The organism is Streptomyces sp. M-16 (assembly GCF_052114405.1).
In the GTDB taxonomy this organism is placed as follows: Bacteria; Actinomycetota; Actinomycetes; order Streptomycetales; family Streptomycetaceae; genus Streptomyces.
This window is the reverse complement of sequence record NZ_JBFRER010000012.1, coordinates 40,190-54,059: the sequence shown is the minus strand read 5'-3', so window position 1 is coordinate 54,059 and position 13,870 is coordinate 40,190. Positions and strand designations below refer to the sequence as shown.

Annotated in this window: 14 protein-coding genes; 11 read left to right on the top strand and 3 right to left on the bottom strand. The window is 70.5% G+C overall.

What is annotated here, in order from left to right:
* Positions 1–65: 65 nt before the first annotated feature.
* The 3 genes from AB4039_RS08470 to AB4039_RS08460 form a co-directional block, all read right to left on the bottom strand.
* Complete coding sequence (locus AB4039_RS08470; protein WP_266837880.1) at positions 66–557, bottom strand: hypothetical protein; 492 nt, start codon at positions 555–557, stop codon at positions 66–68.
* Positions 558–628: 71 nt separating this feature from the next.
* Positions 629–2,266 (bottom strand): FAD-dependent oxidoreductase, encoded by a 1,638-nt coding sequence (locus tag AB4039_RS08465; protein WP_442270427.1) that lies wholly within the window; start codon positions 2,264–2,266, stop codon positions 629–631.
* Between the two features lie 170 nt (positions 2,267–2,436).
* On the bottom strand, positions 2,437–2,709 hold the full coding sequence (locus tag AB4039_RS08460) for a UBP-type zinc finger domain-containing protein (RefSeq protein WP_266837878.1): 273 nt from the start codon (positions 2,707–2,709) through the stop codon (positions 2,437–2,439).
* Between the two features lie 277 nt (positions 2,710–2,986).
* Between AB4039_RS08460 and AB4039_RS08455 the strand changes: the two genes are divergently transcribed.
* From AB4039_RS08455 to glgX, 11 genes are read left to right on the top strand one after another with little or no spacing between them, the layout of a single operon-like run.
* Entirely contained in the window at positions 2,987–3,811 is an 825-nt protein-coding gene (locus AB4039_RS08455) for a type 1 glutamine amidotransferase domain-containing protein (RefSeq protein ID WP_266837876.1), read from the top strand.
* Between the two features lie 33 nt (positions 3,812–3,844).
* Positions 3,845–5,488 (top strand): thiamine pyrophosphate-binding protein, encoded by a 1,644-nt coding sequence (locus AB4039_RS08450; protein ID WP_266837874.1) that lies wholly within the window; start codon positions 3,845–3,847, stop codon positions 5,486–5,488.
* A gap of 34 nt (positions 5,489–5,522) precedes the next feature.
* Positions 5,523–5,954 carry a nuclear transport factor 2 family protein gene (locus AB4039_RS08445; RefSeq protein ID WP_266837872.1) on the top strand — a complete coding sequence of 144 codons (432 nt, stop codon included), beginning with the start codon at positions 5,523–5,525 and terminating at the stop codon, positions 5,952–5,954.
* A 13-nt stretch (positions 5,955–5,967) separates the two neighbouring features.
* Complete coding sequence (locus AB4039_RS08440; RefSeq protein WP_266837870.1) at positions 5,968–6,423, top strand: nuclear transport factor 2 family protein; 456 nt, start codon at positions 5,968–5,970, stop codon at positions 6,421–6,423.
* Between the two features lie 13 nt (positions 6,424–6,436).
* Complete coding sequence (locus AB4039_RS08435; RefSeq protein ID WP_266837868.1) at positions 6,437–6,832, top strand: nuclear transport factor 2 family protein; 396 nt, start codon at positions 6,437–6,439, stop codon at positions 6,830–6,832.
* Between the two features lie 17 nt (positions 6,833–6,849).
* The gene (locus AB4039_RS08430; protein WP_266837866.1) at positions 6,850–8,466 is read left to right on the top strand and encodes a GMC family oxidoreductase N-terminal domain-containing protein; all 1,617 of its coding nucleotides are present in this window, start codon (positions 6,850–6,852) and stop codon (positions 8,464–8,466) included.
* Positions 8,459–9,070, top strand: coding sequence for a DJ-1/PfpI family protein (locus AB4039_RS08425; protein WP_266837864.1), 612 nt, complete (start codon positions 8,459–8,461; stop codon positions 9,068–9,070). Before AB4039_RS08430 ends, AB4039_RS08425 begins: the two co-directional genes overlap by 8 nt.
* On the top strand, positions 9,070–9,504 hold the full coding sequence (locus AB4039_RS08420) for a VOC family protein (protein ID WP_266837862.1): 435 nt from the start codon (positions 9,070–9,072) through the stop codon (positions 9,502–9,504). Before AB4039_RS08425 ends, AB4039_RS08420 begins: the two co-directional genes overlap by 1 nt.
* A gap of 1 nt (position 9,505) precedes the next feature.
* On the top strand, positions 9,506–11,329 hold the full coding sequence (locus tag AB4039_RS08415; RefSeq protein ID WP_442270411.1) for an AGE family epimerase/isomerase: 1,824 nt from the start codon (positions 9,506–9,508) through the stop codon (positions 11,327–11,329).
* A 37-nt stretch (positions 11,330–11,366) separates the two neighbouring features.
* A complete protein-coding gene (locus tag AB4039_RS08410) occupies positions 11,367–11,711 on the top strand; it encodes an STAS domain-containing protein (RefSeq protein ID WP_030234084.1) in 345 nt (114 codons plus the stop codon).
* On the top strand, positions 11,708–13,852 hold the full coding sequence (gene glgX / locus AB4039_RS08405) for a glycogen debranching protein GlgX (protein WP_266837858.1): 2,145 nt from the start codon (positions 11,708–11,710) through the stop codon (positions 13,850–13,852). The genes AB4039_RS08410 and glgX overlap by 4 nt, the downstream gene beginning before the upstream one ends.
* The last annotated feature ends 18 nt before the right edge of the window (positions 13,853–13,870 follow it).

The window sequence follows — 13,870 nt, the reverse complement described above, 5'->3', positions numbered from 1 at the left end:
TCTCCCTGGGATCAGGTGGTCCCGGCTACCCTTCCGGGATCATGCGTGCCCGGCGAGGGGTTCCCCTACTCGGACTGCGACTTCTGGATGTCCGGGCCCTGGGCGCGGACGTGCCGCACCTTGTCGAGGGACTCCCTCAGCTCGGCGAGCCAGGTGTCGGTGTTGCTCCCGACGAGGCGGACGCACCAGGCCAGGGCGTCCGCCCGGCTGCGCGCCACGCCCCCGGCGACCAGGGTGTCGAGCACCTGGCGCTCGGACTGGCGCAGCCGGGTCATGACGGGGACGGCGAGGTGGGTGAAGAGGGTGGTCTCCTCACCCGAACGCACGCCCCAGGCGACCTTGCGGCGGTAGAGCTCCTCCGCCTCCCGGGCGACCTCGATGCGCTGCTCGCGGGTGCGCTCGCGGAACTCCTTGACGGACTCGGCCGCCGGGGCGGTGCCGACGACCGTGATCTCCTCCCGGTCGACGGTGACCGAGACGAGGGACTCGTAGACGTCCACCGGCAGGCGCTCGGCGAACCACGCGCGGAGCTTCTCGCTCTGTTCGGCTGTAATCATGTAATCAACGTTGCATCCGCTCTCCTCTTGATCGCAAGGGCCCGGCCGGGTGTCCGGGCGGGTGTTCGCTCTCAGCCCATCGAGCGGTAGCGGTGGATCAGCGACACCGCCATGGCGCCCTCGCCGACGCCCGAGGCGACCCGCTTGACCGAGTGGGCCCGGACGTCGCCCGCCGCGAAGACCCCGGGGACGCTGGTCTCCAGCGGGTAGGGGGCGCGCTCCAGGCTCCACTCCGCCGGGAGTTCGCCGCCGTTGGCGATCAGGTCGGAGCCGGTGAGGACGAAGCCGTACTCGTCGCGCTCCACCACCCCGGCCAGCCAGTCGGTGTGCGGGCGTGCGCCGATGAAGGTGAACATGAACCGGGCCGGGGTCACCGTGTCCGCACCGGTGTCGGCGTCGTGCAGGGTGATCCGCTCCAGGTGCTCGCCGCCGTCCAGCGCCACCACCGTYGTGCGCACCCGGACCTCGATGTTCGGGGTCCGCTCGATCTCGTCGATCAGGTAGCGGGACATGCTCGCGTCCAGGGAGGCGGCGCGGACCAGGATGGTCACGCGGGCCGCGTACTTGGCGAAGTGGACGGCGGCCTGCCCGGCCGAGTTGGCGCCGCCCACGATGAACACGTGCTGCGAGATGCAGGCCGAGCTCTCCGTGGTGGCCGCGCCGTAGTACAGCCCCGCGCCCTCGAACCGGTCCGCGCCGGGGGCGTCCAGCCGGTTGTACGAGACCCCCGTCGCCAGCAGCACCGTCTCGGCGCTGATCTCCGTACCGTCGGCCAGGGTCAGGATCTTCGCCGGGTCGTCCCGGGTCACGGAGACCACCTCGACGGGGTGCAGGATCTCGGCGCCGAACCGGGAGGCCTGGATGGTGGCCCGTCGGGTCAGGTCGCCGCCGGAGAGGCCCGAGGGGAAGCCGAGGTAGTTCTCGATCAGGCTGGAGGTGCCGGCCTGGCCGCCCGGGGCGCGGGAGTCCAGCATCAGCGTGGACAGGCCCTCGGAGGCCGCGTACACCCCGGCGGCCAGCCCGGCGGGTCCGGCTCCGACGATGACGCACTCGTAGTGCGGGCGGGAGGCGGTGGTGGCCAGGCCGAGGCGCCGGGCCAGCTCGGTGTCGCTCGGAGCGGAGAGCACCGAGCCGTCCGGGAAGCGCACCAGCGGGAGCGCGGCGTCCGCCTGCGCGGCGGCGATCACCGTCAGGGCCTCGGGGTCGCGCTCGACGTTCAGGAAGCGGAACGGCTGCCCGTTGCGGGTGAAGAAGTCCCGGACGGCGTGGGTGCCGGGGGAGACCAGGTGCCCCGCGACGATGATCCCGTCGTACGCCGGCCGGTAGGTGGCCAGCCAGTCGGAGAGCAGGTCGTCCAGGACCGGGAAGAGCCGCTCGTGGGGCGGGTCCCAGGGCTTGAGCAGGTAGTAGTCCAGCCGCACCCGGTTGATGGCGGTGATCGCGGCGTCGGTCTCCGCGTACGCCGTGAGCAGCACCCGGCGCGCGTCCGGGAACCGGCTGACGGCCTCCAGCAGGAACTCCACGCCGGTCACGTCGGGCATCCGCTGGTCGACGAGGAACAGGGCGGGGTCGTGACCGCGCTCGTCGAGGGAGTCCAGGATCTTCAGGGCGTCGGCCGCGGAGGAGGCGCCGAGCACGCGGTAGCGGTCGCCGTAGGCGCTGCGCAGGTCCCTGCGGACGGCCCGCAGCACCTGCGGGTCGTCGTCCACGGCCAGGATGACCGGCTTGCGGCTCTCCGCGCGCTCGGTGGCCGCCCCGGACGGGGAGCCCGCGGGAGCGGGGGAGCCTGCGCCGGTCGTCGCGTCGGCGGTGGTGGCGGGGGCGGTGGTGGTGGCGGGGCCGCTCGTGGCGGGGGCGGTGGCGCCCTCCCGGGCCGCGCTCACGCCGGGTCCAGCATCAGCTTGTCGGCGTAGCACCAGGCCCAGTCCTCGCCGGGTTCGTGCGAGGCCGCGATGGGGTGATCGGTGGTCCGGTAGTGCCGTGTGGCGTGACGGTTCTTCGACGAGTCGCAGCAGCCGACGTGCCCGCAGCTCAGGCACATCCTCAGGTGCACCCAGCTGTCACCGGACCGCAGGCACTCCTCACAGCCCTCGGAGCCGGCCTTCACCGGACGTATCCGGTCGACGTGTGTGCACAACAGGTCCATCGTCATCGTCCCCGTCCCTTTCCTCGCGCACTCGTGCCCCCCGGCCCGCCCGGGGTCCACGGCGCGTCCAGACCATAAGTCGGAGATCCGGGAAAGGTTCATCGATCCGGCCGAGGTCAGGAAGTCCGGCGGGTACTTCATGACCTCGCGGGACGACTACGTGAGGTGCCCGGCCCACCTTGCCCGCTACCTCACGAAGTCGCATTCGGGCCCTTTGACGCAGGCACCGGGCGCACGCAGTGTGGGGGACGCCAACGACAACAGGCGGCGCCTGGAGGAATCTGTGAGCAGAAAGATTCTGGTCATTGTCTCCGAACACGGTTACTGGGCCGAGGAACTGATCGGTCCCGTATCGAAGTTCGATGAGCGGGGCTATGAGACCGTATTTGCCACGCCGACCGGAAAGCGCGCCCACGCACTTCCGCCGAGCCTCGACGCGAACTACATCGACCCCCCGCTGGGCCGCTCGGTGACCACCGAGGAGAACGCCCGGCTGGGCCGCGAGTTCGAGCAGTCGAGCCGGCTCGACTCGCCGCTCGACATCGAGGCCTGGGTGCCCGAGCGCCCGTACACGAGCGACGAGGACTACCTGCGCAAGCTGGAGCAGTACCACCGCGACCTGGACGAGCTCGACGCCGACATCGCGGACTTCGACGCGATCCTCATCGTCGGCGGCAGCGGCCCCATCGCCGACCTCGCCAACAACGAGCGCGTGCACGCCCTGATCCTGGCCTTCAAGAAGGCCGGCAAGGTCGTGGCCGCCGAGTGCTACGGGGTCGCCTGCCTGGCCTTCGCCCGGGACTGGGACGACCGCAAGAGCATCGTCTGGGGCAAGCACGTGACCGGCCACTGCAAGGAGTACGACTACAAGGACGGCACCGGATTCCTCGGTACCGACTTCAACATGGGCCCGCCCCCGTACCCGCTGGAGTACATCCTGCGCGATGCCACGGGCCCGCGCGGCGCCTATCACGGGAATTTCGGCAAGCCGGTCTCCGTGATCGTCGACTATCCCTTCGTGACGGGACGTTCTACCCCCGACTCCTACCTCACGGGGCAGAAGATCGTGGAAGTCCTGGAAGACGGTCTCACCCGCTACGGCTGGTAACTCTGCGATCCGCGGGAGAAAAGGGGGAATACCGTGAACGCCGCAGCGACTCCCGGCCGGGAAAGGCTGATCGAGCAGTTCAAGGCCGATGGCCTGAAGGTGATGTTCGGAAATCCGGGAACGGTGGAACAGGGATTCCTCGACGCGGTGGACGCGGCGGCGGACTTCCGTTACGTCCTCGCGCTCCAGGAGACGGTGGCCGCGGGCATCGCGGACGGCTACGCCCGCGCCACGGGCGGCGCGGCCCTGCTCCAGCTGCACTCCGGTGTGGGTCTGGGCAACGGCATAGGCATGCTCTACCAGTCGCTGCGCGGCCACACCCCGCTCGTCGTGGTCGCCGGTGACGCCGGGGTGCGCTACGACGCCATGGACGCGCAGATGGCCTCCGACCTGGTGGCCATGGCCAGGCCCGTCACCAAGTACGCGACCCGGGTCACCGACCCGCGGTCCGTGCTGCGCACGGTGCGGCGGGCCGTGAAGATCGCCCTCACCCCGCCGCGCGGCCCCGTCTTCGTGGCGCTGCCCATGGACGTGCTGGACGAGCTCAACTCCGAGCCCGTGCTGCCCGCCACGGTGCCGCTCACCGACGTGGCCCCCTCGCCGGCCTCGGTGGGGCGGGCGGCCGAGCTGCTCGCCTCCGCCGAACGCCCGGTGGTCCTCGTCGGGGACGGGGTCGCGCTCTCCGGGGCCCAGGCCGGACTCGCCGCCGTCGCCGAGCTGCTGGGCGCCGACGTGTACGAGGTCGACTCCTCCGAGGTCAACATCGCCGCCTCGCACCCGCTGCGCCGCGGCCAGACGGGGCACATGTTCGGCCCGCACAGCAAGGAGCTGATCGGGGACGCGGACGCGGTGCTGATCGTGGGCACCTACGTCTTCCCGGAGGTGTTCCCCGAACTGGAGAACCCCTTCCGGCCCGGCGCCAAGGTCGTGCACATCGACCTGAACGCCTACGAGATCGCCAAGAACCACCCCGTGGACCTCGGACTGGCCGCCGACCCGCGCCAGGCGCTGCGCGCGCTGGCCGGCGTACTGGAGCAGCGGCTGAGCCCGGCGCAGCGGGCCGCGGCCGCCGCGCGGCTGGACGTACGGACCCGGGAGCGGGCCCGCGCGGACCTCACGGCGGACGACGACGGCACGCCGATGGCCGTCTTCCTGCGGACGCTGGCCGAACGCACCCGCGGGGACCTGATCGTCTTCGACGAGGCGCTGACCACCTCGCCGCTGGTGACCCGGTACCTGCCGCCCGAGCGGCCCGGCGACTACCACCTGACCCGGGGCGGATCGCTGGGCGTGGGCTTCCCGGGGGCGGTCGGCGCCAAACTGGCCCGCCCGGACCGGCTCGTCGTCGGCTTCGCGGGCGACGGCGGGTCGATGTACACCTACCAGGCGCTGTGGACGGCGGTCCGGCACGGGATCGACGCCAAGTTCGTGGTCTGCAACAACCGCAAGTACCGGCTGCTCGACGACAACATCGCCCAGTACTGGCGCGAACGGGACATCGCCGAACACCCCTTCCCGGGCTCCTTCGACCTCTCCCGCCCCGAGATCGACTTCGCGGGGCTGGCCCGGGCGCTGGGCGCCGACGGGACGCGGGTGGAGAAGCCGGACGAGGCCGCGGCCGCCGTGGACCGGATGCTGGCCCACCCCGGCCCGTTCCTCGTCGACGTCCAGATCTGAACCGACCGGACCCCACCGAACAGGAGGAGACCGCATGCCCGCCGAGCGGCTGACCGAGGACGCGATCCGCGCCTTCACCGAGAACTGGTACGTGGCCCTGGACCGCCACCTCCCGCTGGAGCAGGTCCGCGCCCTCGTCACCGAGGACCTGGAGCTCAAGGCCCCCGAGGACACCTTCCTCGGCCACCAGGGCTTCGCCCGCTGGTACGACGCCGCCGTCCACCGCTTCTTCGACGAGGTGCACACGGTCACCAAGGTGGAGCCGGTCATCGAGGGGGACCGGGCGGTCGTCCGCGTCCTCGTCAACTGGCAGGCCAAGATCTGGGACGCGCCGGCCGCCCGCAGCCAGTGGATCGGCTTCGACGCCGACCAGACCTGGACCGTGGTGGCGGGCGCGGACGGACCGCAGATCAAGCAGTACACCGTCAACGAACTGACGCCGATGCCCGGTTCGGGCTCGCTCTGAGAGGGCCGCGGCGATGACCGAAGTGACCCGCGAGCGCGTCGAGGCCGCCTACCGCGCCCTCGGCTCCGGAGACCGCGCGCGCATCCTGGAGTACTACGCCGAGGACCTGCGCTGGCTGGTGCCCGGCAACCACCCCCTGGCCGGCTGGTACGAGAGCCTCGACGCCTTCCTGGAACTGATGGGCCGGACCCACAAGCTCACGGGCGGCACCTTCCGGATGGACCTGGAGGCGGTCCTGGTCGGCGAGGACTGCAGCGCCGACGTCTGCCGCAACGTCGCCCTGCGGGACGGCGCGGACCCGGGGAGCACCACCCCGTACGAGCGGATGGACTACCCGGTCTTCCACTTCATGCGCTGGCGGGACGGCCGGATCGTCGAGGGCCGCGACGGGCTCTTCGGCGACACCGCCTCCGCCTTCAGCCAGTTCTGGGCGCCCTTCGCGCCGGACGGAACCCGCAGGGACCGATAGGGGGATGACCGCAATGAGCGCGACGCACGACGCCCGAGAGAGCCTGACCGAGGTCCTTCGGAAGTACTACGAGTACGCCAACGCCGGTGACTGGGACCGCTGGTGCGACCTGTTCGCCGAGGACCAGGTCATGGACGAGCAGTTGGCCGGACACATCGAGGGCCTGGAGACCCTGCGCTCGATGATGAAGGGCATGGGGACCATGTACCGGGTCTTCCGCAACGAGCCCGTGCACTTCCTCGTCGACGGGGAGAAGGCCGCCGCCGTCTCCCACCTGACCGCCGTCAGCGCCTCCGGCGAGGCGATCGAGGCCGAGGTCATGAACTTCTTCCGGATCGTGGACGGACGCATCGCCTACATGGCGAACTACCACGACACCGTCCCCTTCCAGGTGCTGGGCCAGGACTGAGGGGGAGGACGACACCCGTGGCCACAGAGCAGTACGACTACGTGATCGTCGGCTCCGGCACCGCCGGCAGCGTCCTCGCGAACCGGCTCTCCGAGGACCCGGACGTCTCGGTCCTGGTCCTGGAGGCGGGCGGTTCCCGGATCCCGCCCGAGGTGGACGACCCGTCCTCCTGGTACAAGCTGCTGGGCGGGCCCGTCGACTGGGGCTACACCAGCGTCCCGCAGCCGGGCCTGGGCGGACGCCGTACCTACGAACCGCGCGGCAAGGCCGCCGGCGGCAGCAGCAACCTCTACATCATGATGCACATCCGGGGCCACGCCTCGGACTTCGACAACTGGGCCTACCAGGGCGCGGCCGGCTGGGCGTACGAGGACGTGCTCCCGTACTTCGCCCTGCTGGAAGGCCAGGAGGACCCCACCGCTCCCACCACCGGCACCGGCGGCCCGCAGCGGGTCACCAACGCCGGCCTCCACGGCCCCAACCCGGTATCCCGCGCCTTCATCGACGCGGCCGTCGAGCTGGGCCACCGGGAGATCGCCGACTTCAACACCGACGGCCCCCGGCGCGGTCTGTTCGGCACCGGCTGGCACCACATCGACGTGGCCGACGGCCGCCGCCAGGGCACCCTGGCCGCCTACCTGGAACCGGCGCTGGAGCGGTCCAACCTGACGCTGCGCACCAACGCCCAGACCACCCGGCTGCTCTTCGACGGGGACACCTGCTCCGGCGTCGAGTACGAACAGCTCCGGGCCCCGGCGGAGATCCCGGGCCGCACCGTGCGCGACGGCCACAGCCGGGCGGCGGCGCCCGGACGGCACACCGTACGGGCCCGGCGCGAGGTGATCGTGGCCGCCGGGGCGATCGAGTCCCCGAAGCTGCTGATGCTCTCCGGGATCGGGCACCCCGAGCAGCTGGACGAGCACGGCATCGAGGTCACCACGGCCCTGCCCGGGGTCGGGGAGAACTTCCACAACCACGTGCTGACCGGGCTCATGGCCGAGGTCACCCAGGAACTGCCGCCGCCCGCGCAGAACCTCTCCGAGAGCGCTCTGTTCCTGTCCTCGCGGCCCGGTCTGCCGGCTCCGGACCTGCAGATCGCCTTCGTCCACGTCCCGTTCGACGTGATCGTCGGCCAGGACCACCCGAACACGGTGTCCATCCTGCCCGGCGTCGTCCGCCCGGTCTCCCGGGGCTGGATCAGGCTCGCGAGCGCCGATCCGCTGGCCCACCCGCTGATCCACCCGAACTACCTGGGCGACCGGTGGGACCTGGAGCGGATGGTGCAGGGCGTCAGGACCGCCCGGGAGCTCTTCGCGACCTCCGCCTTCTCGCCCTGGTACAAGCAGGAGCTCCAGCCGGGGCCGGGGCACGTCTCGGACGAGGAGCTGCGGACCTTCGTGAGACAGAAGGCGGAGAGCTACCACCACCAGGCCGGCTCCTGCCGCATGGGCGTCGACGACCTCTCCGTCGTCGACCCCGAACTGCGGGTGCACGGCGTGCGCAACCTGCGCGTCGTCGACGCGAGCGTGATGCCCGCCGTCCCGTCCGGTAACTGCCACACCGCCATCGCGATGATCGCCGAACGCGCGGCGGACTTCATCGGAGGCCGGAACAGGGGGGAATCCCGTGCCTGACGTGGTCCTGCGCGAGGGCGCGCTGTCCGGGACCCGGATCGCGGTCCTGGTCGAGAGCGACTTCTACGAGCCCGAGATCTTCTACTACCAGCGCCGGTTCGCGGAGGAGGGCGCCGAGGTCGACTTCCTGACCCGGCTGTGGGGCAACGACTCCATCACCTTCACCGGGCACGAGTACCGGGCGCCCTTCACCGCCGACCGCTCCCTGGAGGGGCTGGCCGACGAGGAGCTGCGCGGCTACTCCGCGCTCATCGTGCCCTCGGGCATGGTCGCCGACCGGCTGCGCTACACCGAGGACGTGGACGTACTGGCCCCGGCGACGGAGCTGCTGCGCCGGGCGTTCGAGGAGCCGACGGTGCTCAAGGGGATCATCTGCCACGGCATGTGGCTGGCGTCCTCGATCCCGGGCAAGGTGCGCGGCCGCAAGGTCGTCTGCCACAACAACCTCATCGGCGACGTCCGCAACATGGGCGCCGAGTACGTGGACGAGGACGTGGTGGTGGACGGGGACCTGGTGACCGGCCGCACCGGAGCCCACCACCATCTCTTCGCCCGCCGGATCATCGAGCTGCTCGCCGCCGGGCGGGGCCGGAGGGCCGGCTGATGCCGGGCGCGATGGTCTGGTCGCACGTGGGCCTCAACTGCGCCGACCAGAAGACCACCGAGGAGTTCTACACCCGCCACTTCGGTTTCACCCGGGCCCGGGTGGTCGACCTCGGGGAGGCCCGGATCGTGTTCCTGCGCAAGGGGGACGCGTACCTGGAGCTCTTCGCGGCCGGAGCCGAGCCGGCCCGCACGGCGCACGAGGACGGCCCGCCGGCCCCGGGCCGGATACGGCACCTGGCCTTCCAGACCGACAGCGTCGACGCGTTCCTCGCGGAGCTGGGCGACGCGGCCGAAGTGACCCTGGGGCCGCTGGACTTCGACGACTTCATCTGCGGGTGGCGGACCGTGTGGGTCCGCGATCCCGACGGGGTGATCGTCGAGGTCAGCCAGGGATTCGAGGACGACCGCTCACACGACAAGGACGGTGCATGACATGGCGGGCTCGTTGGGCTTCTCCTTCTCCGACACGATCGCGGGCTACGTCGTCCGCTTCGACTCCGGGGCGCGGCTGCTGCGCCTGAAGACCGCGGACGAGCGCGAGTTCGAGGTCTCGCTCGCCGGCGACCCGAGTGCCGAGCTGGTGCGCAACCTGGACGAGCCGTACATCGACGCCTCCGGGCACATCGACGAGATGCTCTCCCCGGGCCGCTTCCTCTTCGTCTACGGGGTCCACTACCCGGAGGGGGAGGGAAGGTTCGAGGCCAAGCGGCTGGTGTTCCTGGGCCGCGGGGCCGAGGACTACCGGTTCGAGGAGACCGGCTGGTGGATCAAGCAGATCGAGTCGCTGGCCGACTTCTACAAGCGGGCCCAGTTCGGCGACGGGCCGGTGGACTTCACGCAGTACCGCACCGAGATCCGCCTCGGCGGGGACAAGACCGCCAGCCACGTCCAGGAGACCGACACGATCTCCCGGCTGGTCTACGGCATGGCCTCGGCCTACCTGCTGACCGGCAAGGACGAGTACCTGGAGATCGCCGAGCGCGGCACCGAGTACCTGCGCAAGCACATGCGGGTCGTCGACACGGAGGAGGACGTGGTCTTCTGGTACCACGGCATCAGCGTCGACGGGGACAGCGAGCGCAAGCTGTTCACCTCGGAGTTCTCCGACGACTACGACGCGATCCCGATGTACGAGCAGATCTACGCGCTGGCCGGCCCCATCCAGACCTACCGGGTCACCGGCGACGTCCGGATCAGGAACGACGCGGACGCCACCATCCGGCTCTTCGACAAGTTCTTCAAGGACGAGGAGCAGGGCGGCTACTACTCGCACATCGACCCGATCCTCTTCAGCCCCGACCACGAGTCGCTGGGCGAGAACGCCGAGCGCAAGAACTGGAACTCGGTCGGCGACCACGCGCCCGCGTACCTGATCAACCTGTACCTGGCGACCGGCGAGCAGAAGTACGCCGACTTCCTGGAGTACACCTTCGACACCATCGCGGACCGGTTCCCGGACTACAAGAACAGCCCGTTCGTCCAGGAGCGCTTCTTCCGCGACTGGTCGCACGACACCGCGCACAGCTGGCAGCAGAACCGCGCGGTCGTCGGGCACAACCTCAAGATCGCCTGGAACCTGATGCGGATGAACTCCCTGAAGGCCAAGCCGGCGTACGAGGAGCTGGCCCGGAAGATCGGCCAGACCATGCCGGCCGTCGGCAGCGACGTCCAGCGGGGCGGCTGGTACGACGTGGTGGAGCGGGTGAAGCGCGGGGACGAGGAGACGTATCGTTTCGCCTGGCACGACCGCAAGGCCTGGTGGCAGCAGGAACAGGCGATCCTCGCCTACCTCATCCTGAACGGCACGGTCGGCGGCGACGCGAACCTGCGCGAGGCCCGGCAGGCGCAGGCCTTCTACAACACCTTCTTCCTCGACCACGACGAGGGAGCCGTGTACTTCAACGTGCTCGCCAGCGGCACGCCGTACCTGCTCGGCACCGAGCGGCTCAAGGGCAGCCACTCGATGTCCATGTACCACTCGGCGGAGCTGTGCTACCTCGCCGCCGTCTACAACAACCTGCTCATCAACGGCCGGGAGATGGACTTCCACTTCCAGCCCGACCCGACCGACCTGCCCGGCCGGACGCTGCGCGTCTCGCCCGACCTGCTGCCCGCGGGCTCGGTGCGGATCGCGTCCGTGGAGATCGACGAGAAGCCGTACGAGGAATTCGACGCGGACGAGCTGACCGTCCACCTCCCCGACGTCCAGGGAAGGGTCAAGGTCAAGGTCCGGCTCCGGCCGGTGAACCGGAAGTAGCGCTCAACGGGGGGCGCCCCAACACGAGGGGAATGCAATGACTCTGACCGTGAAGGAACGCCGGAACAAGTCGGGCACCGTGCTCGTCGCCACCGGCGAGATCAACAGCGAGACCTCCGGTGCCCTGCTCCAGGCACTCCTGCCGCTGGTCCGCGAGGGCCGGCCGCTGCGCATCGACCTGACCGCCGTCACCTATGTGTCCAGCGCCGGCCTGCGCACCCTGCTCGTCGTCTACCGGGAGGCGCAGCACGCCGGCGTCGCGGTCACCCTGTACGGGGTGAGCGAGGAAGTCCGGTTCGTCATGTCGGCCACCGGCTTCCTCGACTTCTTCGAGACCGGCGAGGCCGCGGCCGCCGCGGCGAGGGCCAAGGTCGCGCGATGAGCGAGACCTCCTCCGAGCAGGTGCTGCGGGTGGACGCGTACCCGACCCACGAGGTGGGCGGGTACCGCGTCCGCGCCGGCAAGCCGTTCCCGTTCGGGGCCAACGTGGTCCCGGGCGGGGTCAGCTTCTCCGTCTTCTCCGACCAGGCCACCTCCATGACCCTGGTCATCTTCAAGCGCGGAGAGCCCGAGCCGATGGCCGAGCTGCAGTTCCCCGAGGAGTTCCGCACGGGCAGCGTCTTCGCCATGACCGTCTTCGGCCTCGACCACGAGAACATCGAGTACGGCTACCGGGCCGACGGACCCTTCGACCCGGCCAGCGGACACCGCTTCGACGCCCGGCAGGTCCTCTCCGACCCCTACGCCCGGCTGATCGCCGGCCGCGACGTGTGGGGTGTGGAACCGGACCGCAGCCGCGGCTACCAGTACCGCTCCCGGGTCTGCCTCCAGGACTTCGACTGGGGCGACGACACCCCGCTGCGGATCCCCGCCGAGGACCTCGTCGTCTACGAGACCCACGTGCGCGGCTTCACCCGCCACCCCTCCTCGCGGGTCACCGCCCCCGGCACCTTCGCGGGGCTGCGCGAGAAGATCCCGTACCTGAAGGAGCTCGGGGTCAACTGCATCGAGCTGCTGCCCGTCTTCGAGTTCGACGAGAGCGACAACCCGCGGACCAACCCGGAGACCGGCGAGAGGCTCTACGACTACTGGGGCTACAACACCGTCTCCTTCTTCGCGCCGAAGGCCGGCTACGCGGCCACCGGACGCTACGGGATGCAGGGCGACGAGTTCCGCACCCTGATCAAGGACCTGCACGCGGCCGGCATCGAGGTCATCCTCGACGTCGTCTTCAACCACACCGCCGAGGGCAACGAGCTGGGCCCGACCATCTCCTTCAAGGGCCTCGACAACGCCACGTACTACATGCTCACGCCGGAGGGGTACTACTTCAACTTCAGCGGCACGGGCAACACGGTCAACTGCAACCACCCCGTCGTGCGCAACTTCGTGCTCGACTGCCTGCGCCACTGGGTCGCCGACTACCACATCGACGGCTTCCGCTTCGACCTCGCCGCCATCCTCGGCCGGTCCGCGGACGGCACCCCGCTGCCCAACCCGCCGCTGCTGGAACTGCTCGCCTTCGACCCGGTCCTGCGGCACACCAAGCTCATCGCCGAGGCCTGGGACGCGGGCGGCCTCTACGAGGTCGGCAACTTCCCGGCCTACGGCCGCTGGGCGGAGTGGAACGGCAAGTACCGGGACACCGTGCGCAGCTTCCTCAAGGGCGACCCCGGGGTCACCGGAGAGCTGGCGACCCGGATCGCGGGCTCGCCCGACCTCTACTCCAGCCGCGGGACCTCGGCCTCCGTCAACTTCCTGACGGCGCACGACGGCTTCACCCTGGCCGACCTGGTCTCGTACAACGACAAGCACAACGAGGCCAACGGCGAGGGCAACAACGACGGCGGCAACGACAACGCCAGCTGGAACTGCGGCGCCGAGGGGCCCACCGACGACCCCGAGGTGTCCGCGCTGCGGCTGCGCCAGATGAAGAACGCCCTCGCGATCCTCTTCACCAGCCAGGGCATCCCGATGCTGCTGGCCGGGGACGAGGTCGCGCGGAGCCAGCTGGGCAACAACAACACGTACTGCCAGGACAACGAGCTCTCCTGGTTCGACTGGGACCAGGTCGACGCGAACGCCGAACTGCTCCGGTTCACCCGGGAGATGATCGGCTTCCGCAAGCACCACCGCGAGCTGCGCTCCACCTCGCACCCCACCGGCCGGCTGCGCGACAGCCTGGGCCTGCCGGACATCAGCTGGCACGGCGAGCGGGCCTGGCAGCCCGACTGGTCGGCGGAGAGCCGGCTGCTGGCGGTGGCCCGCTGCGGCGTCGGTGACGAGGACGTGGTCTACGTGGCCATGAACTCCCACTGGGAGCCGCACGACCTCGAACTGCCCGCGCTGCCCGGCGGCCGCAGCTGGCACCTGTTCGCGGACACCGGCGCCGAGGCGCCGCACGACATCCGCACCCCGGGGACCGAACAGGAGCTGGACAACGCCGGCAAGTACCTGATCGGCCCGCGCTCGGTCGTGATCCTGGTCGGCCGCGCGAACGACCCCGACCCCCGGGACGACTGAGCCGCCCGACCGAAGGAG

Bases quoted from the DNA above. Each gene is read 5' to 3' on its own strand.
- AB4039_RS08470 (WP_266837880.1), bottom strand. From the start codon at position 557: ATGATTACAGCCGAACAGAGCGAGAAGCTCCGCGCGTGGTTCGCCGAG.
- AB4039_RS08460 (WP_266837878.1), bottom strand. From the start codon at position 2,709: ATGACGATGGACCTGTTGTGCACACACGTCGACCGGATACGTCCGGTG.
- AB4039_RS08445 (WP_266837872.1), top strand. From the start codon at position 5,523: ATGCCCGCCGAGCGGCTGACCGAGGACGCGATCCGCGCCTTCACCGAG.
- AB4039_RS08440 (WP_266837870.1), top strand. From the start codon at position 5,968: ATGACCGAAGTGACCCGCGAGCGCGTCGAGGCCGCCTACCGCGCCCTC.
- AB4039_RS08435 (WP_266837868.1), top strand. From the start codon at position 6,437: ATGAGCGCGACGCACGACGCCCGAGAGAGCCTGACCGAGGTCCTTCGG.
- AB4039_RS08420 (WP_266837862.1), top strand. From the start codon at position 9,070: ATGCCGGGCGCGATGGTCTGGTCGCACGTGGGCCTCAACTGCGCCGAC.
- AB4039_RS08415 (WP_442270411.1), top strand. From the start codon at position 9,506: ATGGCGGGCTCGTTGGGCTTCTCCTTCTCCGACACGATCGCGGGCTAC.
- AB4039_RS08410 (WP_030234084.1), top strand. From the start codon at position 11,367: ATGACTCTGACCGTGAAGGAACGCCGGAACAAGTCGGGCACCGTGCTC.
- glgX (WP_266837858.1), top strand. From the start codon at position 11,708: ATGAGCGAGACCTCCTCCGAGCAGGTGCTGCGGGTGGACGCGTACCCG.